This is a genomic window from Dictyoglomus sp. DH, assembly GCF_055181375.1.
The window spans coordinates 370539-390574 of the sequence record NZ_CM143706.1 but is presented as its reverse complement, the minus strand read 5'-3'; the positions used below and the strand labels follow the sequence as shown (position 1 = coordinate 390574).

The 20036-nt window shown below is 30.6% G+C and carries 18 protein-coding genes; 7 read left to right on the top strand and 11 right to left on the bottom strand.

All coding sequences use genetic code 11. From position 1 onward, the window contains the following. Positions 1 to 2 precede the first annotated feature (2 nt). On the top strand, positions 3 to 2441 hold the full coding sequence (locus ACY3JJ_RS01790; RefSeq protein ID WP_463092092.1) for a glycoside hydrolase family 2 TIM barrel-domain containing protein: 2439 nt from the start codon (positions 3 to 5) through the stop codon (positions 2439 to 2441). On the opposite strand, the gene ACY3JJ_RS01785 is transcribed toward ACY3JJ_RS01790, so the two are convergent. The 3 genes from ACY3JJ_RS01785 to ACY3JJ_RS01775 form a co-directional block, all read right to left on the bottom strand. Then, a complete protein-coding gene (locus tag ACY3JJ_RS01785) occupies positions 2417 to 3478 on the bottom strand; it encodes a hypothetical protein (RefSeq protein ID WP_463092091.1) in 1062 nt (353 codons plus the stop codon). The two genes, ACY3JJ_RS01790 and ACY3JJ_RS01785, sit on opposite strands and share 25 nt — an antisense overlap. A gap of 53 nt (positions 3479 to 3531) precedes the next feature. Beyond that, entirely contained in the window at positions 3532 to 5463 is a 1932-nt protein-coding gene (locus ACY3JJ_RS01780; RefSeq protein ID WP_463092090.1) for a fibronectin type III domain-containing protein, read from the bottom strand. 154 nt (positions 5464 to 5617) lie between these two features. After that, positions 5618 to 6961 (bottom strand): MFS transporter, encoded by a 1344-nt coding sequence (locus ACY3JJ_RS01775; protein WP_463092089.1) that lies wholly within the window; start codon positions 6959 to 6961, stop codon positions 5618 to 5620. Between the two features lie 295 nt (positions 6962 to 7256). On the opposite strand from ACY3JJ_RS01775, the gene ACY3JJ_RS01770 reads away from it, so the two are divergent. Both ACY3JJ_RS01770 and ACY3JJ_RS01765 read left to right on the top strand, forming a co-directional pair. Further along, positions 7257 to 7991: a metallophosphoesterase family protein gene (locus ACY3JJ_RS01770; protein WP_463092088.1), complete on the top strand. Its 735-nt coding sequence runs from the start codon at positions 7257 to 7259 to the stop codon at positions 7989 to 7991. Between the two features lie 315 nt (positions 7992 to 8306). Beyond that, positions 8307 to 8612, top strand: coding sequence for a nitroreductase family protein (locus ACY3JJ_RS01765; protein ID WP_463092615.1), 306 nt, complete (start codon positions 8307 to 8309; stop codon positions 8610 to 8612). A gap of 188 nt (positions 8613 to 8800) precedes the next feature. On the opposite strand, the gene ACY3JJ_RS01760 is transcribed toward ACY3JJ_RS01765, so the two are convergent. Genes ACY3JJ_RS01760 through ACY3JJ_RS01750 form a run of 3 tightly spaced genes read right to left on the bottom strand, consistent with a single transcriptional unit; the run spans position 8801 to position 10514 of the window. Then, positions 8801 to 9127: a hypothetical protein gene (locus ACY3JJ_RS01760; protein ID WP_463092087.1), complete on the bottom strand. Its 327-nt coding sequence runs from the start codon at positions 9125 to 9127 to the stop codon at positions 8801 to 8803. A 13-nt stretch (positions 9128 to 9140) separates the two neighbouring features. Next, positions 9141 to 9590 carry an ABC transporter permease subunit gene (locus ACY3JJ_RS01755; RefSeq protein WP_463092086.1) on the bottom strand — a complete coding sequence of 150 codons (450 nt, stop codon included), beginning with the start codon at positions 9588 to 9590 and terminating at the stop codon, positions 9141 to 9143. A gap of 12 nt (positions 9591 to 9602) precedes the next feature. Beyond that, the gene (locus tag ACY3JJ_RS01750) at positions 9603 to 10514 is read right to left on the bottom strand and encodes an ABC transporter ATP-binding protein (RefSeq protein ID WP_463092085.1); all 912 of its coding nucleotides are present in this window, start codon (positions 10512 to 10514) and stop codon (positions 9603 to 9605) included. A gap of 246 nt (positions 10515 to 10760) precedes the next feature. On the opposite strand from ACY3JJ_RS01750, the gene ACY3JJ_RS01745 reads away from it, so the two are divergent. Continuing rightward, positions 10761 to 11705 (top strand): hypothetical protein, encoded by a 945-nt coding sequence (locus tag ACY3JJ_RS01745; protein ID WP_463092084.1) that lies wholly within the window; start codon positions 10761 to 10763, stop codon positions 11703 to 11705. Positions 11706 to 11750: 45 nt separating this feature from the next. Then, positions 11751 to 12572, top strand: coding sequence for a hypothetical protein (locus ACY3JJ_RS01740; RefSeq protein WP_463092083.1), 822 nt, complete (start codon positions 11751 to 11753; stop codon positions 12570 to 12572). Between the two features lie 535 nt (positions 12573 to 13107). On the opposite strand, the gene ACY3JJ_RS01735 is transcribed toward ACY3JJ_RS01740, so the two are convergent. The 5 genes from ACY3JJ_RS01735 to ACY3JJ_RS01715 all read right to left on the bottom strand — a co-directional run bounded on the left by ACY3JJ_RS01735 (position 13108) and on the right by ACY3JJ_RS01715 (position 18011). Further along, a complete protein-coding gene (locus tag ACY3JJ_RS01735) occupies positions 13108 to 13953 on the bottom strand; it encodes a hypothetical protein (protein ID WP_463092082.1) in 846 nt (281 codons plus the stop codon). Positions 13954 to 13985: 32 nt separating this feature from the next. Then, entirely contained in the window at positions 13986 to 14798 is an 813-nt protein-coding gene (locus tag ACY3JJ_RS01730; protein WP_463092081.1) for an ABC transporter permease, read from the bottom strand. A 17-nt stretch (positions 14799 to 14815) separates the two neighbouring features. Next, a complete protein-coding gene (locus tag ACY3JJ_RS01725) occupies positions 14816 to 15676 on the bottom strand; it encodes an ABC transporter permease (RefSeq protein ID WP_463092080.1) in 861 nt (286 codons plus the stop codon). Further along, positions 15673 to 16782, bottom strand: coding sequence for an ABC transporter ATP-binding protein (locus tag ACY3JJ_RS01720; protein WP_463092079.1), 1110 nt, complete (start codon positions 16780 to 16782; stop codon positions 15673 to 15675). Before ACY3JJ_RS01720 ends, ACY3JJ_RS01725 begins: the two co-directional genes overlap by 4 nt. Before the next feature lie 71 nt (positions 16783 to 16853). After that, positions 16854 to 18011 carry an ABC transporter substrate-binding protein gene (locus ACY3JJ_RS01715; RefSeq protein WP_463092078.1) on the bottom strand — a complete coding sequence of 386 codons (1158 nt, stop codon included), beginning with the start codon at positions 18009 to 18011 and terminating at the stop codon, positions 16854 to 16856. Between the two features lie 104 nt (positions 18012 to 18115). Between ACY3JJ_RS01715 and ACY3JJ_RS01710 the strand changes: the two genes are divergently transcribed. Further along, complete coding sequence (locus ACY3JJ_RS01710; protein WP_463092077.1) at positions 18116 to 19165, top strand: glycosyltransferase family 2 protein; 1050 nt, start codon at positions 18116 to 18118, stop codon at positions 19163 to 19165. Then, the gene (locus ACY3JJ_RS01705) at positions 19155 to 19778 is read left to right on the top strand and encodes a glycerol-3-phosphate acyltransferase (protein ID WP_463092076.1); all 624 of its coding nucleotides are present in this window, start codon (positions 19155 to 19157) and stop codon (positions 19776 to 19778) included. The genes ACY3JJ_RS01710 and ACY3JJ_RS01705 overlap by 11 nt, the downstream gene beginning before the upstream one ends. Positions 19779 to 20036: the final 258 nt, after the last annotated feature.

The following is a 20036-nucleotide window of genomic DNA, read 5'->3' as shown; positions in this document are numbered from 1 at the left end:
ATATGCAAAAGATAAATATAGATAGATCATGGGAATACTTAGAAAGTCCTCTTAACTATATTGACTCTGTTATGAGAGAAAAAAACTGGATTCCAGTAGATTTGCCCCATGACATAGCTATTGAAAAGGAAAGAAGAGAAGAAAATCCGTCAGGACCCGACGAAGGATTTACTGCTGGATGTAGCCTCTTTTACAAAAAAGAGTTAGATTTTGGAGAAGAATACAAAGATAAAAATATAATTTTGGAGTTTGAAGGAATAATGGGAATCTCTGAAATATTTATAAATGGTTTCTTAGTAAAGAAATATTTTTATGGGTATACAAGCTTCCTTGTAGATATAACTAAGTATGTAAAAATTGGAGAAAAGAATATCCTTATTGTGCATGTAGAAAATACCCATAAACCGAGTTCTCGTTGGTATGCGGGAACAGGTATTTATAGACATGTTTGGCTACATGTAGGAGATAAAGTCTATATAAAACCATGGGAATTTCATGCAACATATGACATATTAAATAGGGAAAGAGTTATTATATATCCCAGAGTTATACTAAAAAACACTGATGACAAAGTCCAAAATGGAAAATTAGTCTTTGAGATTATATCCCAAGAGAATAAGCTATTGAAAACTAAAGAATTAGATTTTCAAATAAATTCAAAAGAAGAAAAAGAATTTAGAACTGATATAGAATTTTCCAATTTCATCTTCTGGGATATAGAAAATCCTTATCTCTATAAAATCAGAGCAAGAGTAATAATAAACAATAAAGAAATTGACATATCTGAGATTGAATTTGGTATCAGAAGTATAAGCATATCTCCTGAAGAAGGATTTAAACTCAATGGTAGACCAATAAAACTAAAGGGTGGATGTATACATCATGACCATGGGATATTAGGAAGCAAAAGTTATGACAGAGCTGAAGAAAGAAAGGTAGAAATTCTTAAAAATAATGGATTTAATGCTGTAAGGCTTGCCCACAATCCCTATGCTCCCTCTTTCTTATCTGCTTGCGATAGGCTAGGACTCTTAGTAATTGACGAATTCTTTGATGTTTGGACATGCGGCAAAAAATCCTATGACTATCACTTATATTTTGAAAAATACTGGGAAGAAGAGGTAGAAAGCACTATAAAAAGAGATTTCAATCATCCATGTATCATCATGTGGTCTATAGGGAATGAAGTTACATGGGGATCTGGAATAGACTGGGAAAGAGAAGAAGGATACTCAAGCATATATGAATGGAGTGATAAATTAGCTAAAAAAGTAAAAGAGCTTGATCCTACAAGATTTGTTACTTCTGCCTTTTGTGGACTTTCTTTTGAAAGTATAAATGTAGAAGATATGGAGGAAGACAATATTGTCCTTTTAGGTATATGGAAGGGCAATGAGGGAACAAAAGAAAGATGGGGAGAAATAACAAAGAGATTCTTTAAACACTTAGATGTGGCAGGATATAACTATAAGATTGAAAGGTATGCATACGATAGGATTAAGTATAAAGATCGTATAATATGTGGCACTGAGACATTCCCTTTTACTATGTATGACAATTGGAAAGAAACATTGGAAAATCCAAATGTTATTGGAGATTTTGTCTGGACTGCTATTGACTATCTGGGAGAAGCTGGAATTGGAAGAGTATCTGTAGACAGAGAAGAAGCTAATAATTTCTTAGGAAAATATCCATGGTTTTTAGCAAATTGCGGAGATATTGATATATGCGGAGAAAAAAGGCCTCAATCTTATTACAGGGATATAGTCTGGGGAAATAGAAAAGATCCTATAATATTTGTACTTCCTCCAGAACTTTATGGAAAGAAATTATATATGAGAGCATGGTCATGGGAACCTGTAGAAAGAAGCTACAATTTCAAAGGATATGAAGGAAAACCTATAAGAATATACATATATGCAGATGCTGATGAGGTAGAACTCTTATTAAATGGAAAATCTCTTGGAAGAAAATTATCAGGAGAAAAAGTAAAATTCAAGACTATTTATGATATTACTTACGAACCTGGTGTATTGGAAGTAATAGCCTATAAAGATGGAAAAGAGGTTGGTAGAGATCGATTGGAAACTACTTCTGATCCTATAAAGTTAATACTTATTCCTGATAGAAAAGAACTAATTTCTTATGGAGATCTATGCTATGTAAAAATTATAGCTGTGGATGAAAAAGGCTTGGAAGTACCCGGTGCAGATAATAAAATAACAGTAGAAGTAAAGGGAGGTGGAAAATTAATAGCCCTTGGAAATTCGGATCCATTTTTCCATGGATCTTTTGCAAGCTCTCTTGGATATCTATATAAAGGGAAAGCCTTGGCTGTCATAAAGAGTATTGAAGAAGAAGGAGAGATTTATATAAAGGTATTGGGAGACATGCTAAAAAGCTCAGAAGAAAAAATTTACATTAAAAAGGAAAGACCATAAACCATATTAAAGAATTGATAATTATCTATATAAAATAGAAAATAGAAACCTGAAGGGAAAAGGTTGTCCATTATTTTAAACCTTTCAAAGTTGATTTGTGTTAACTTTTCAATATTTGATGAAAACAAACTATAATAATATCTTATAAAAAGGGATTTATACTCTTCTTTGAAAGATAGTTCCATAACGAATTCATCCCTTTCCCCTTTATGAGCTATACCTATATTTAATCCCAAAGGAAGAAGTTGAATAAAGTCTTTACAACCCTCATAGCCACTTATTAAAGGTCTAAAGACAATATAGCCATTCTCATCCACATACTCTCTATCAGTAGATGCCTTAGCCTCAGTATATGGAATATGGAACCAAAAAATTTTTCCCCATAAATCTTGAATATTTATATAAAAGGAAAAATTTTCAAAAGGACTAAAAACAATCTCAAAATCAAAGGAATAACCTATACCTTTACCCTTTGCATCATCCATACGTGTATAAAGTAAATTTTTGTTATACATATAATCAAGTAAAAGATCAAAGCTATATGTTACCTCATCCATCCCGGAAAAATTACCTTTCAAAATTCCATTCTGATAATCAAATCCAATATAAAATTTAGGACTAAAACTTAGAGATATAAAATTTCCAAGATCCACCTCTCTTTTCATGTATATACCACCTACAGAATAACCTTTAATCTCTCCGTAGATATCATAATTACCCATAGATAGATTATTATTAATTAATCCATTTATAAAACTTAATGTGGAATTATTAATATAACCATAATATTCACCATAAAATAAAGCACCTATTTCTAAACTGTTGAAAGTTATTCCTAAATGACTTTCATTAATTAAGAACATATGGTTCTTAAGATTTACCTTTATATTCTTATTAAAAGTATCAGTCCCTAAAAGACTCAAAAAATTACTAACATAAAAACTATCAAAAACAATAGAAAAATCCTTAGAAAGAGAATATCCATAACAAACATTGATGAGAAAAAGAAAGATAAAAAATATCTGAATTATTTTCATAGGTCAATATAAAAGGGGAGAGGATATCCTCTCCCCCTAAAAAATCAGTATTTTTAGAATATAGATTCTACATATCCGTCAATATACTTAACCATGGGAACACCATTTAAAAGAAAAAGATCAGCAAATTTAATACCAGCATTATTTTTTATAGTACCTGTAAATACATTATCTCCACTTTTATTCCCATCTACTGTAAAGTTAACAATTAATCCATCTTGGTTATTCAAAGTAACATTTAATATTTTTGTTGATTCGTTATAAGATGATACAGGACTCTGAGGCGTCTTAAGCCATACCTTTGAACCATCAGGATTTGTCCTTTCATATCCTGCATTTATAACATAAACTTGATATGTATCATGCTTTATCCCCAGATTTGCATCAATTTTTGGTCTTTGAGGAGCTTCTATATGACCTGTAAAGTTGGCATTCCACTTAGGGAAATTATTAGGACCATACTCCTCATAAGGATTGTAACTTTCTGGATTTAAATATTCACCTGTAATAGTACCCGTAAAGTAAGCACCAGTTGGTTGACCGTTCATCATTTCTCTAAAGGTTCCTGTAAAGGAGATACTCTTTGGAACATTTTGGGTATTACCATTTTGATATTGAATATGTATAGCATCTACATCAAGATTTCCTTCTGCCTCAGCAGTAGTAGTTCTTATTTTTCCAATTAAAACAAATTCTTTTAGGTACATCATATAAATTTCCATATTGGGGTTATACCATTCTTCAAAATCTAAAAATAATTTTCTACCGTTATTTTTAAGATCAATAGTTACGTACGGAGATGTAATCACACCTGTAATCGTTATAGTATCAAAAAATTCTAAATTAGGAAGTTTCGTTCCGCTATAATTGCCATTTATTGTCATATTACCATCCTTTGTGCCCATTGTAACATTCAATTTTCCATTCATAGGATAATTATTTGCATCATAATTCACCTCAAGACTTCCTTCATCAATCTTATTATTATCTTTATACCCTTCTATGTGTAGTTCTAAAGAAGTATTTGGACCTTGTGAAGGTGTAAAAGTAATATATAAAGTATAATTTATCTCAGAGTTGTAAAAAGTATTTGTACCTATAGATTCTATCTGAGAAACACATGATAATATATAACCTAATCTATACATTGTTTCACTAAGATCTGGAACAATCTTCTCATGTATTTCTTCAGATAATCTATTAAATGGTGTATCTACTATTCCAGGAACTCCTATGCCCTTATAGTCATGAATTGTAAGTATTGTATTTCTTAAATCAGCTACCAACAACTTAGCCTTTGCCACATCTCCACTCTGAGTTGTAGTAAATTTCCAAGTAGGTCCCTCTGTTTGATCTCCTTTACTGTCCTTCGCGACTATTTTCCAATAGTAAGTAGTGTTATAATTTAAATTTTTAACCTGATAGCTACTTGTAGGGTGATTTTTTACCAATAGTCCTAAACTATTCTGATTTACTCCAAAGTAAACATCAAATACTAAAGGATCGTTGTCTGGATCTGAGCACTTCCAGCTTAGAATAACCTCAGTAGGAACATTATTTTCATTATCTTGAGGATTTGGATTAGCAGGAACATTTGGTGGATTATTTGTTTGTCCTTCAGCTTGAGTAGTAAAGCTCCATACTGGTCCTTCCTTGACCCCACCCTTTCCATCCTTTGCTACTACTTTCCAATAATACGTAGTATTGAAAGCTAAATCCATTATCTGATAACTCGTAGAGCTATGATTTTCTTTAATACGAGCTAGATAATTAGCATTTGTTCCAAAGTAAATATCAAATACTAAAGCATCCCCATCTGGATCTGAACACTGCCAACTCAATACTGGATCAAGAACTACAGAAGTTGCACCATCTGGAGGATATGGATTAGATGGAGTATTGGGAGGATTATTAGTAGGTTTCGAAGTACAGCCTCCTATCAGCAATACTAAAAGAATTAATATAAAGAGTTTTCTAATAATCATGAGAATCATCCCCCTCTCCATTATTTTTTAAAATTAATTTTTGGATATTATTTTATCACATTAATAAAATTAAAAAAGTGATTTAGATCACATTTTCTAAATTTTCTAAAATAAAAAAGCAGAAAACTATCTCGTCAAAATAAAAATATTAAATTTACTCTTTGTTTCTCTGAAAAGATGCCCATATCCCGAATGCACAAAGTAAAGTAAAGATGTATAAAAGTATTCTAAAGGCATACATAAAATCACGAGAAAATTCCAAACCTGATATATCCTTCAACAAAATAGAAGAAACAGAATTAACAAGTGCCATGCTAAAGGTCTGTCCTAAAACTCTCATGGTTGCTAAAGTAGAAGAAGCTACACCATAAAGACTCCTATCTACAGAGCTCATAATAGCATTGGTATTAGGCGAGGAAAAAAGTGCAAAACCAAAACCCAAGAAAAATCCAGATAGAGAGATAAGAAAAATAGGAGTATTAGGAGATAGAAAAGATAAGAAAAATATAACTATAGAGATTATCAACATACCCAAAGAAGCTACTATACCTGGATCTTTCCTATCCGATAATCTACCTGCCCATGGGGAAAATATAACCTGTGAAATCGGCTGAAAGGATAGTAATAAACCTACAATATGAGGAGCAATATATTTTACACTTTGGAGATATATATTCAAAAGGAACGAAAGGGCAGACGTAGCCCCATAGTTTATCAAAGCTGATAAATTTGAAAATATAAATCTTCTATTCCTAAAAAGATTTATAGGAAATATAGGATTAGATATCTTCTTTTCTACGTAATAAAATAAAAACAATAAATAAGCTCCAAATAAAATACCCATGATTCCCAATTCATTCTTCAGATTTGAAAGTCCTAATAAAATAAAAGTAACAGAAAAGGCATAAAGAAAAGATCCTAAAAGATCAAATTTCACACTACTTTGTCCTTCCAATTCTTCCTCTACAAAAAGACTCATTATAAAAGAGATCATCCCTAATATTAAAGTAAATATAAAAATACTTCTCCATGAAAAATACTGAGTAAGAAAACCTCCCAAAGATGGTCCCAAAGACAAACCTAAATACACAGATGTAACATAATACCCTAAATTTTTACCTCTTTCAGATGATAATGAAATAGACGATACTAAGGCTGGGGTTGTGGCAAAAAGAATAGATCCTCCAAACCCCTGAATAATCCTTGAAAATGCGAGAATATCATAATTAAAAGATAATATACTCATTAAGGCTCCAATAGAAAATACAAATAATCCTATAGAAAATAATTTCTTTCTTCCGTAAATATCAGCAATCTTACCAAAAGGAAGAAGGAAAAAAGCATTTGAAAGAAGATATAAAGTAGACAACCAACTTAAAGAAACAGTATAAAGATAAAATTCCTTGCCAATAGCAGGTAAAGCCACATTAATAGCTGAGGCAGAAAAGGAAGTAATAAAAGAGCCAAGAAGTACAGCTATAAAAAGTTTATTTCTCATATCTTACCTCTTTAATCTTTCCTCAAAAGTCTTAAATATCTTCTTATTAAATATGTCTCTAAGAAAAACAAACTAATATCTTCATTTCTTTTCCTCTAATTTTTCAAATAATTTTTTAAAATTTTAACACAACCTCAGGAGTTTCAAAAGTCATAAATTTCAATTCCTTTTTATAACTCTTAAATTTTAACCACCCTTTTTGTATAATAGTAACAAGATTGTCTCAATTTGGACTTTTAGTCCATTTATCTAAGAGGTGAGAGAGCTGATTAAAAAAATACTTAAGATAATATTCTTGATATTTTTTATCTTTTGGGAAATATTTTCTATTTCTTACTCCTTTACTTTTGCAGTAATTGGTGATAGAGCTGGAAGACCTGTAAAGGGAGTATTCGAGAGAAACTTTTCTGAAATTTTAAAAAGAAAACCAGATTTTATTATCCAATTAGGGGATATATTAGATAATAGTAGTGAAGAAGAATATAATTTTTTAAGAGATCTTATAAAAGATATTAAAATTCCCATTTATTTTGTCCCTGGAAATCACGATCTAAAGGGTGATCCCAAAGGTAAAAAGTTTCAAGCCTTTACAGGAAGACCTCTTTATTATTATTTTGATTACGAAAACTCAAGATTTATAATTCTTAATAATTCTTCAGGAAAAATAGGAAAAGAACAAATGAATTGGCTTATTAACATATTAAAAAACACAGATAAAAAATATAAATTTGTTTTCATGCATCAGCCCATTATATCTCCCAGTTTTTTCTTCTTATTTCATAAGGCAGATCCTTTTGAGTCTAAGGAACTTATGAGAATTTTTGAAGAATATAAAGTAAATTATGTCTTTTCAGGACATATTCATATGTACTATAGAAAGGTAATAAATGGAGTAACCTATATAATTTCAGGAATTGGAGGGGCTCGCCCTTACGTATCAGCAGAAATTGATGAAGGGAAACCCCATTTTATATTGTTAGAGGTTACAGATAAAGGAATAAAAGAAGAAGTAATCAGACTTTCTTGGTAAATTCCCTTAAGATAAGTCCAACATTTAAATAACTATAAATCATAGACTTACATGAACATTAAGTATATTTTTCTGGAGGCAACTTATAAAAGGAATTACCACACCCTTTAATACTTCATGCATTGTTAAATTAAGGAGAAGAAGAAAGATATCAAAAGAAAAATTTAAAATTCCTCAAAATTAAAGAAAAGTATATAATTATAATATAATTCTATTATCTAAATTTCTCCTTATAACCTTAAAAATATAGAAAAAAATGAAATTAGGAGTAGTAATTAATATGGTAAATTTAGACAATGAAGTAATAAAAACTATATTGAAGAAGAAAAATTAAAAATTATACTTGAATGCGCCATTTACGCCCCTTCTGCAAGAAATGGTCAACCATGGTTCTTTACAGTAATTCAAAATAAAGCCCTTTTAAACAAAATAAATGAAGATTTAAGGCAAATTATGCTTTCCTCTGAGGATGCATTTATTAGAGAAAGAGCTAAAAAAGAAGATTTTAATGTCTTTCATCATGCAAATACAGTAATAGTTGTCTCAGGTAAAAATGGAAATTCTTCTTCCGTTGATTGTGCTGCTGCAACTCAAATATACTTCTTTCCGCAAAATCCTTAGGTATTGCTTCTTGTTGGATAGGCTTTGTGGGTCTTTTATTTTCAAGTCCAAAAGTAGAAGAGTATATAAAAATATTAGGAATCCAGAAGGATATAAACCTCTTTGGGCGGTAGCCTTGGGATATACAAACAATTATCCAGATAAAATTCCTGAAAGAAAAATGAATGTTTTTAACTTTATCAAATAACTTAAATTTTTATATCTCTTTTCTCAAAAACAAAAAGGGCTATAAATAAGAAAATGATTATCAATACTATAAAGACAAAAATATTATAAAAGTTAAATTCAAAGTAATTACTTGCGTAGTAGTTAAAAAGAGAAAATTTTAAAAGGGGTTTTATTTCTTTAGTTAAAGAAGAAAGAGAATATATTAAATAGGAAAAAAAGGCAAAAGCTCCTGGGACTCCAGAAGATAGTCCTTTTTTACCTGTAATACAACCTATAGAAAAAGCCAAGGTTCCAAAAGAAAGAGAAAGAAGATAACATAAAAATAAAACATTTAAAATTTCTAACAAGTTTATATTTATATTAAATATAAAACTTCCCAATAAAACTTGTAAAAATTAATAAAAATAAAATAAATGTCATAGAAAGAAATTTCTCCATCACTATTCTTCTTCGTGAAATAGGATTTAACAAAAGTAAATCTAAAGTTTTTCTTTCTTCTTCTCCTGCTATAGCATCACTTCCTATTGCTATTGAGAAAACAATAAATATTAATGGTCCAATGGAATCAAAAAATTTTGTAAATATTAGCCATTTGGGATTTGAAAAACCTAACTCTTTTCCTCCCATTAAAAATTTAATTATTGGAAGTTCCAAAATATTTTTTGATAAAGATATTAATAAGGCTTTTTCTTTTTCTACAATAGGAATAAAATAAATTATCATAATGGTAAAAATAAGAGTTAGAAATCCCCAAAGCATAACAGAATAAATATTATCTCTTAAAGATTTCCAGAAGATATTCTTAAACACTTTTATTCACCTTTATATAAAGAAAAAAAAGATTTCTTCTAATGTAGGTTCATGAGTTATAAGATTTTCTATCTCAAAATTACTTATTATCTTAACAATAGGACTAATTTTCCCTGTAAAATAAATTTTTACAACATTCCCTTGAATTTTAATATCTTTAATTTGTGGAATATTTGAAAATAAATCTAAGGAAACTGGTTCTGAAAAATATATCTCTATCTCTTTCACAGTCTTTTCCTTCAAATTCTCAATATCTTCAAGGGCTATTAATTTCCCATCCTTTATTATTCCTACCCTATTAAAAATTTTCTCCACTTCATGTAATATATGAGAAGATATGAAAAAAGTCTTACCATTTCTTTTTTCTTCTATAATCAGTTTATAGAATTCTTCTTGCATAAGAGGATCAAGTCCTAAAGTAGGCTCATCCAATATGATAAGATCTGGATCATGAATAAAAGATTGAATTAATCCTATCTTTTGTTTATTTCCATGAGATAAATTCTTGATAGGTTTAAATATATCTACATTAAACCTTTCTATTAATTCTTTCATCTTCTTTTTATTGACATTTCCTCTTAAATTACCCATAAATTTCAGAGATTCAATTCCTGTGTAATTTTCATATAGGCGAAGCTCCCCAGGTAAATAGCCAATTTTGGTTTTTATCTGCCATGAATTTTTACTTATATCTTTTCCTAATATTTCTATCTTTCCCCTTTTGGGCTTTATAAGATCTAAAAATAGACGGATAGTGGTTGCCTTCCCAGCACCATTTGGTCCCAGATATCCAAACACTTCATTCTCTAAAATCTCCAAATTTAAATCTTCTATACCTCTATTTTTTCCATAATATTTAGTTAAATTTTCCGTTTTTATCATAAAACTTATTTTTTCAAAAACTCTCTTTATTTTTTCTCCCACTAATCAATCTTCATATTATACTCTAAAATCTTTTCATGTTAATTCTTTATTCTTAAATTTTTGTAAGGTTTTTATATTGTGAAAAAGTATATAAATTGAGATATAATATTCATAGAAGATCAGATTTCATATAAATGAAAATTTCAAGATTCAAGGAACCACATAAAAAAGTAGAAAAAATACTATAAAATCTGCAATTTTATAAAAAGTTTTATAAGTAATCTTTGATGAGTGGGGGGATTATAAATGAAAATCCTTTCTTTTATAATACTATTTATAATTTTCCTTAACTTAAATTGGTGTCAAACTCATAATAATCCATATTCTTCAAATAATTCTGCCTATAAATACCTTTCAGAGAGAATGGATATTTTCCATAAAGTTTTTTATGTTTATCATGATGCCTTCTCTGCAGGAAATCACTTTAACGAAAGAGGAATGATGGGAAATTCTTTTGATAATCTGCTCTTTGGTAAAATGATTTATATTGATGAAGATTATAAGGAAGATTGTAAATCAGGTATTACAAGCATAAAAGTTACATTTAAAGAAAGAGGTAATAATTGGGTTGGTTTTTATTTTATGAATGGAATATTTAAGAAAGGGAAAACTGTTCCTGAGCAAAATTGGGGAGACTACCCCAATGCAGGTATTGATCTTACAGGTGCCACTGAACTTACCTTTTGGGCAAAAGGAGAAAAAGGAGGCGAAGAGGTAGAATTTTTTGCTTTTGGCATTGGAAGAGATCCTTTTACAGGAAGACCTATAAAACCATTTCCTGATTCTTCTTCAAAAGTATCTACAGGTAAAATATTTCTATCTCGTGATTGGAGAGAATACAAAATTAATTTAAAAGGAAAAAACTTAAGTTATGTTCTTGGAGGTTTTGGATGGGTAGCAGGGGGAGAATATGCATGGAGAGATATTATTTTTTATATTGATGAAATTAAATATGATAAGTCTATAATTGATGAGCCTCATTTCATTGTAAGCTATGAGACTACAAAAAGTTCTCATCCTTTTGATAACGTGATGAGAAATGTAGCTTTTACCTATGATAATGCTCTTGCTCTTATAGCCTTTCTTTCAGAAGGAGACCTTAGGAGGGCAAAACTTTTGGCAGACGCTATTTTGTATGCTATTGACAATGATAGATTCTATAAAGATGGAAGACTAAGAAATGCCTATTAAGGAGGAGACCTTTGTCTACCTCCTGGTTGGGAACCCAAAGGAAGTGTGAGAATACCAGGATGGTATGACTTTAAAGATGAAAAATGGTATGAAGACTCTTATGCAGTAAGTACTCACACAGGAAATATTGCATGGGCAATGCTTGCCCTACTTTCTTATTATGAAAGGACAAAGGATCAAAAATATCTTAATGCAATAATAAGAATGGGAGAATGGGTAGAGAAAAATTGTAGAGACATAAGAGGTGCAGGAGGTTATACAGGAGGATACGAAGGCTGGGAACCTAATCCCAAAAAACTTACTTATAAAAGTACAGAACATAATATTGATCTTTATGCTGCCTTTAAAAGATTATATCTCATTACAAAAGATGAAGTTTGGAAAGAAAGAGCAGAATATGCTAAAAAATTTGTTATATCTATGTGGGATGCAAAAGAAGGAAAGTTTTGGACAGGAACCCTTGAAGATGGGTTTACTATTAATAGAAGTGTAATTCCACTAGATATACAAGCATGGTCTATTCTTGCATTAAGAGAGGAAGCAAAACCATATCTTAAAGCTATTGATTATGCAGAGAAAAATCTTAAGGTTGGAGAAGGATATGACTTTAATGATGATAGAGATGGAATATGGTATGAAGGAACCGCTCAAATGGCTTCAGCATATTTATCAATAGGACAAAAGTTAAAATGGAAAAATATTATTTCATTTTTAATGAAATCACAACTTTCATCAGGAGCTCTTTATTCTGCAGATAAAGATGAACTTACTACAGGATTTAATTGGTTCTATTTTAAAAGGCCTCATATTGGTGCCACCGCATGGTTTATAATAGCAAAGAATGGTATTAATCCTTTTTGGTTTTAAAAAGAGAGTTTATTAAATGATAAATGGTATTTAGAAAAGTATTTTTTTTAAAAAGCCAAATTAAAAGAACTCTTATTTTGAATAACTCTTTCTCTCTTTTATATTCTCAAATATACTCTATATATATTCTTTTTTATAGATTTTTTCCTCCTCTTAGTATCTCTTTACTTTTTCATCTTTCACATCTCTCTTGAATATCATTCTATTACTGTATATTTATAACTCTTTATTTTGTATCTTTTCTCTATCTCCTTCCTTACATATTCTGAAAGTTTCTTCTTACTTTTTCATCTATTTTATTGAATCTGTAGTGAAGATTTAAGATATGTAGTACTTTTTTTAACTCCCTTTTTAAACCTCTTAAAAGAAAGTCACTTTAATTGCATGAAAATAATAGATGTGAAGATAAAATGGGCTGAATATTTCTTTAATATTTTCTCTTATTGTTTTTCTTATTTATCGAAAGGTATCCTTTCTATCTTCATAGGAAACCAAATATATAAAAACAATTTATAAAAAGATAAAGATAAATTTTTCATTGTAATAGTCTAGTTAAGTTCACTAAAAGATTATAGGTAAACCAACCATCGCCTGTTATAAAATATATAGGCTTATTAGATGAAGTATCTTTATATAATCCAATCCCATCAGAATAAGGTATAAAAGCTAAAATTTTTTTAAAAGGAATTCTAAAAACTTTTTTAGCCCCACCAAAATAGATATGCTTAGACGTAACAGCCAGAAATCCTGTATCTATATGAACTTTTTCTACAGTCTCCAAAGGTTGACCTTTAAATGATCCAATATGATAATAAATTCCCTTTGTTATTTTAATACTTACCCCGTGACTTCCTCCAACATATTGCCTTACTTTCTTTTCCTCATAGTATTTTACATTTTTAAAAGCCCATACAAGTACCTCATTTTTTTGAAAATTAAAAGGTAAAGTACCTTCTACATCCATTCTTGTAGGGATTTTACCCTCCATAAGCTCCTTTAAAACAAGACCCTTAACAAATAGATCAAAAGCTCCATTTGTATTAAGCTCTTCTCTATTCAAACCAAAATGATTAATAAAAGCATAAAGTCTTTCAAATTCATAGGAATCCAAATTTCTATCTTCAAGGGAATGATATAAAGCCTGCTCCCATCCAGATATCAAAGCATCATCAATATCCTTAAGTTGAATATAACTGTCTTTAGCTATCTCTGATAATTTTTCTTTAAGATTTTCAAATGATACAGGATAGTCCTTTATTAAAATGGCATTTTTTACAGTATCCACCATTTCCTTTAAACCACGCTTTCTCTTTTCCTCACATTCCCTACACTTATTTCTTAGAAAACCTGCAGGTTTCCCACAGTAAATACAAATTCCCACAATTTATCCCTCCCTCTATTTATATTATTATATTATTTACCCCTATATACAAATTGGGTAGGACTTGCAAATTTTAGAGCTATTAAAAGGAATGTCATAGTAATTAGAAAATAAACTACTGCAAGAGCATCTATGGCCTGAGGAGGACGTGTACCTGCCGCATAGGCATCATAGTAAAGAGCTACAATAACTGTTTGAGATTTTGGTCCTGCTACTAAGAATGTGAGTTCAAACATGGCAATAGTTCTTACAATGGAAAGAAGAGCAGCTGTAAATATACCAGGTACTGTTAAAGGTAATAATACCTTAACAAAGGTTTTTAATCTACTTGCTCCTAAAATTCTTGCAGCAGACTCATAACTAACATCTATCTGTTCAATAAAGGGATATAAGATGAGTACCACATATGGAATTATAGGCACTAAATTTGCAAGAATCACTCCAGAAATTCTTGTAGCAAGTCTTAATTTATATAGCATAGCCGCCAAAGGTATCCCATAAGTCATAGGAGGTACCAACATGGGTACAAGAAGAAGAGATAGAAGAACATTTTTAAATTTAAAATTATATCTTGCAAAAATATACGCAGCAGGATAACCAATAAGAAGCGAGATCAAAGCTACAGATATTACCACTGCAAAGGTTGCAAAAAAAAGCTGTGGAAGATCATGTTCTTTTGCCATATATGAGTACCATTCTAATGTAAATATTTTAGGAAACCAATCTGTATACCAATTTTTACTTAAAGAATTCAAGATTACAGTAAAGATAATCCCTAAAACATTAAATACATAAACAAAGATGGCTATCCAATATAATATTCCTGAAAATCTTATCTTTCTCATTATTAAAAAAATCCCTCCTATCCCTTTCCGCCTGAAGTAGCAACAATTTTGAAAAATCTTTGTCTTATAAGCATAACAATAAGAATAAAGATAAGCTCTACTAAGCCCATAATAATGGCAATAGCAGATGCCATATGAAAATCAAATTTTTCAAAAGCCCATTGGTAAGCTGCTATAGAAATTACTCTTGTAGGCCCAGATGGTTGACCTAATAACACAGCAGAAGGAAAAACTGTAAAGTTCATGACAAAATTCAAAGCGGTAGCCATTGCTATTCCTGGCATCCAAAGAGGGAATATAATTCTTCTAAAGATATACCATCTGCTTGCACCAAGTATACTTGCAGCCTTCTCCAAGGTAGGATCAATTCCAGATATATATCCTAAAAGCATTAAAAATACAAAGGGAAAACCTTGAATTATCAATGCAAGAAGTACTCCTAAATAACTATGAGTAAATCTATAAGGCTTATCAATTATTTTTAATGCTAATAATATCTTATTAAGCCAACCGTTTGGTCCCATATAAGTAAGCATACCTTCTGCCACAAAAACACTCCCTAATGTAATGGGTAAAATCAAAAGAAAAGATATTAATTTTTCTCCCTTTATTCCATGACGCATATAGTAGGCAAGAGGCATAGCTATTAATACATTCAATAAAGTAGCAGGTATGGCTATCTTTAAAGTAATCCATATAGTATTAGCATCCCAAGGATCAGATAAAAATTTAATAAAATTTGCAAAGGTAAATTTTCCCTCATCGTTAGTTAAACTTAAAAGAAGACCATATATAAAGGGATAGATAAAAAGGAAAATAAAATATATAAGCACAGGTAAAAGCAATAAAAATACTGTTAAAAATTCTCTCTTTTTCATTGGACATCCTCCTTAGGAAAAACAAGAATTCTCTCAGGAGGAATATATATATTAATCTTATCCCCTGGATTAAGCACTACCTTTTCAATAGTAGATATTTCAATACGTAAATTACCATTTAAGTATCCCCAAAGCTGTCTTACTTGTCCTAAATATTCTATAACCTCAATCCTCATCTCTAAGGAATTATTAGGTCCTTCTCCTATCTTTACATCTTCTGGTCTTATAGAAATATAAAGCTTCTTTTTATCCCTAATAGAATTAAGAATATGTTCCTTGTATTTCTCATTTAATACTGCATTTAAAACAAAATCCCCTAACTTAAACTCTATTTCTTCATTTCTTACATGGATTACATCCACATTCCATATATTTCTAAATCCCAAAAAATGGGCTACAAATAAATTCCTTGGATATGAATATATTTCTTCTGGAGTACCAATTTGTTGAATCTTTCCCTTATTTAACACCACTATTCTATCAGAAAGTGCTAATGCTTCCTGTTGATCATGAGTTACATATATAGTAGTAATACCTAATTTTTCATGAATGGCTTTTAATTCATATCTCATCTCAATCCTGAGAAGGGCATCAAGGTTGGAAAGAGGCTCATCAAGCAACATAAGACGAGGTTCTGTTACTATACAACGAGCTAAGGCAGTCCTCTGTTGTTCACCACCAGATAGCTGTCTTGGATACTTATCAACATGCTCCTCTAAATGAACCAATCTTAAAGCCTTAATAACCCTCTCTTTTATCTCTGAAGCTGGAATTTTTCTAATTCTAAGTCCAAAAGCTACATTTTCAAAAACTGTAAGATGAGGAAAAAGGGCATAATTTTGAAAAACCATCCCAAAGTTTCTCTTTTCAGGTGGTACAAATCTCTTTCCATCATCTATACATTCATCATCTATGTATATACTTCCACCATCAATAGGTATTAACCCTGCTATTGAATTTAAAATAGTAGTTTTTCCACACCCAGATGGTCCTAAAAGAGTAATAAATTCACCATTTTCGATAGTTAAACTAAAACTATCCACAACCTTTCTGTTGCCATAATATTTTACAAGATTTTGAATTTTAATTTCCTTAAAATCCTTCATTCTATCCCCCTTACCCTGATTTCATATTTTCAAAAAGGGGAGGAGATAATCCTCCCCTTCCATCCTATTATTCACTTTACTTTTGATCCTACTAATCTATCCCACATATCAAAAGCCTCTACTAATTCTTTTGCTCCAAGTTGAGTAGTCGATGGAAACTTTCTTATCGCATCTTCATATTCTTTCCTCATGGCAGATTTAATCTTTTCTTGAATTTCGGCTGGAGCCTTACTAAGAGGAACATTTTTTATAGCTGGACCAGGATAGAAATATCCATTATCATATGTTAAAGCTTGCATTTCTGGTCTTAAAAGCCATGCCATAAGTTGCAGTGTAGCTTTTTTGCGATTTTCATCTAATCCTTTTGGCATACACATAAAATGAGCATCTGTTACCCAAGTAGTATTTTTCAAGAAGAAACCCTTGAAGGTTTGAGGAATTACTCCCAATATCCTTTGATTCATATCCCAACCAAGATGGCTTGCAATAATATAAACACTTCCCTCTGCTAAAGCTCTAAAAGTAATCGCAGTACCTGTAGGATAATAATCTATATACTTATCAAGCTCTTTTAGATATGCCCATGTCTTATCCCATGTTTTTGGATTTTTAGGATCTTTATCACCTAATATATAGGGCAACCCTTGTAATAAGCATCTTCCTGGTCCAGAGTTTGCAGGCCTTGCATACATGAATTTACCAGGATTTGCCTTTGCCCACTCAAGAAGTTCCTCTGCAGTTTGAGGTACCTTCTTTACTTTCTCAGGATTATAAGTAAACATAGGACCTCCAGGACAATATACCACTACTATTCCATATCCTTGGAAGAGATCAAAAGCTGCTTTTGCCCCAGGTAGATATTTGGTTTCAAGACCAGGGAAATATTGCTTATAGGTTGGATAGATATTTTCCCAAAGTCCCATCTCCAAACCAGAGGCCATAGCATCATAGCCAGTAAGTACCATATTAGTAGTTACATTTCCTGCCATCTGTTGCGCCTTTATTTTTGCTGGAAGTTCTGGAGCGGTGGCCTTCAAATACTCTATATCCTCTACTAAATCAGGATGAGCTAATTTAAAGGCCTCTATAGCATCTTTAGTAAGTTGTAAATTTCCTGCCACATCTATAATACTTAGCCTTACCTTTTTCGTCTGCGCACCAATGTTTGTTACAAAAATTAACATTAAAAATAGGATTAAAAGGATGGAAAATACTCTCTTTTTACTCATAAGACACCTCCCCAAGTATTTTAATAAATTTTTAACCTTTTATGATCTATTATAATACTTATTTTAATTTTTTTTTAACAAAAAAAATGATATAATCTGAAATGATGAAAGAAATTATAATTATAATTTCTTGGGGAATAGGGTGGTTATACTACAAAAATCTTAATTTTCTTAAGAGAGAAGATCAAAACTTAAAAGACTATAAGATATCGGTAATCATCCCTGCAAGAAATGAAGAAAGAAATCTTCCTAAGCTTCTTTCTCTTCTTGAGAGACAAAAATATAAACCTTATGAAATCATAGTTGTAAATGACAATTCTGAGGACAACACAGAAGAAGTAGCAAGAAAGTTTAATGTAAAGGTAGTATCTTTGCATGAGGATCCACCAGAAGGATGGGTAGGAAAGAATTGGGCAATATGGAATGGATATTTAGAGTCAAGAGGAGATCTGCTTTTATTTCTTGATGCTGATGTGGAGCCAAGAGAAGATTTTATAGAGGTTCTTTTAACAAGTTATGAAAAATATAAAGGATTGGTATCTTGTTGGCCTTATCAAAGATTTGAAAGGTTTTATGAGCATTTGAATTTTACCTTTAACTTAGTGTCTATACTCTCCATGGCATTATTGGGTAAAAAAGATGGAGCCTTTGGACCATCTATGTTGATATCTAAAAAAGATTATGAAATAGTAGGGGGTCATAAAGAAGTTAAAGATAAAGTAGTGGAAGATATGTCCCTTGCCCAAAATTGCATTCAAAAAAATATACCTGTAAATAATTTCTTAGGAAATGGATATATAAAATTTAGAATGTATCCTAATGGGATTTTAGATCTTTTCAGAGGTTTAAGTAAAAATATGGCAAAAGGAGCCTTTTCTATTAATATATTAAACTTTCTCCTCATTTTCTTTTATATATATGGTGTATATGCCAGCATCTTCTATTTTAAGAGCAATCTCTTCAATATACTATACCCCCTTTATGCCTTTCAATTTTATATACTACAAAGAAAATTAGGAGATTACAAATGGTATGATGCCCTATTTTTCCCCTTACATTTTATCTTTTTTTTATTTGTCTTTTCCTACTCCATATTTAGAACCTTCTTTATAAAAACTGTAATATGGAAAGGGAGAAAAATTCGTGTGGATTAACATTTTAGTAATTCTTTTTCAATTTCTTTCCGGCTCTATAATGTACTCCCATTTTATAGCTAAAATGTTAAACGTAGATCTATCAAAGATAAGGGATGGAAATCCTGGGGCATCAAATTTATGGAGAGCAAAGGGATGGAAATATGGTATCTTAGCCCTACTTCTTGATTACTTGAAAGGAGCCTTCCCCCTTACCATTTTTATATCCTTAGGTATGGTAGAGAATAAATATATCATAGCTATTTCAGCCCTTGCTGGAGTGCTCGGACATGCCTTTTCACCCCTGTTAAGATTTAAAGGGGGAAAGGCTGTAGCAGTATCCTTTGGAGCATGGTCTGTACTTACTAAATGGGAAGCACCTACTATCCTTGGTACTACTTTTACCATATTCACAATAATAAAACCAAGAGGAACAACTGTAGGAGAGGATGCATTAAGAGTAATCATAGGATTTATAGCACTTTCTCCATACATAACTTATAAATTTTTTTTAGGTGAAAAACATTTACTATTATTTTACGCTGGTAATTTTGCCGTTATACTGTATAAACATTGGAAGGATCTTGGAGAATATCTATCAAAATTTTTAATTACTTTTAGGAACCTATTCTAGTTTTCTTTAAAAATATAAGAAAAATTTTCTATAAGTTCTTTAACTTCTTGAGGAGTGGAATTAGGATTTGGCTTGATAACACAGTAAAAAAGATTATTCTTTTTATTTAATGCTATATGTCTTATCCTTTCTGGAGGAATGGTTTTTTCTATAAGTTTTTTAATTTTCCATTTTTTCTTTTATATTTATCCCAAACTTTTGAAATAGGAAGTTTAATTATTGTGTATTTCTTATTGATTATTACCTTTTTATCAAGCA

Coding starts and splice junctions, on each gene's coding strand:
- ACY3JJ_RS01775 (WP_463092089.1), bottom strand. CDS start 6,961: ATGAGAAATAAACTTTTTATAGCTGTACTTCTTGGCTCTTTTATTACT.
- ACY3JJ_RS01710 (WP_463092077.1), top strand. CDS start 18,116: ATGAAAGAAATTATAATTATAATTTCTTGGGGAATAGGGTGGTTATAC.
- ACY3JJ_RS01790 (WP_463092092.1), top strand. CDS start 3: ATGCAAAAGATAAATATAGATAGATCATGGGAATACTTAGAAAGTCCT.
- ACY3JJ_RS01785 (WP_463092091.1), bottom strand. CDS start 3,478: ATGAAAATAATTCAGATATTTTTTATCTTTCTTTTTCTCATCAATGTT.
- ACY3JJ_RS01725 (WP_463092080.1), bottom strand. CDS start 15,676: ATGAAAAAGAGAGAATTTTTAACAGTATTTTTATTGCTTTTACCTGTG.
- ACY3JJ_RS01780 (WP_463092090.1), bottom strand. CDS start 5,463: ATGATTATTAGAAAACTCTTTATATTAATTCTTTTAGTATTGCTGATA.
- ACY3JJ_RS01715 (WP_463092078.1), bottom strand. CDS start 18,011: ATGAGTAAAAAGAGAGTATTTTCCATCCTTTTAATCCTATTTTTAATG.
- ACY3JJ_RS01730 (WP_463092081.1), bottom strand. CDS start 14,798: ATGAGAAAGATAAGATTTTCAGGAATATTATATTGGATAGCCATCTTT.
- ACY3JJ_RS01720 (WP_463092079.1), bottom strand. CDS start 16,782: ATGAAGGATTTTAAGGAAATTAAAATTCAAAATCTTGTAAAATATTAT.
- ACY3JJ_RS01745 (WP_463092084.1), top strand. CDS start 10,761: ATGAAAATCCTTTCTTTTATAATACTATTTATAATTTTCCTTAACTTA.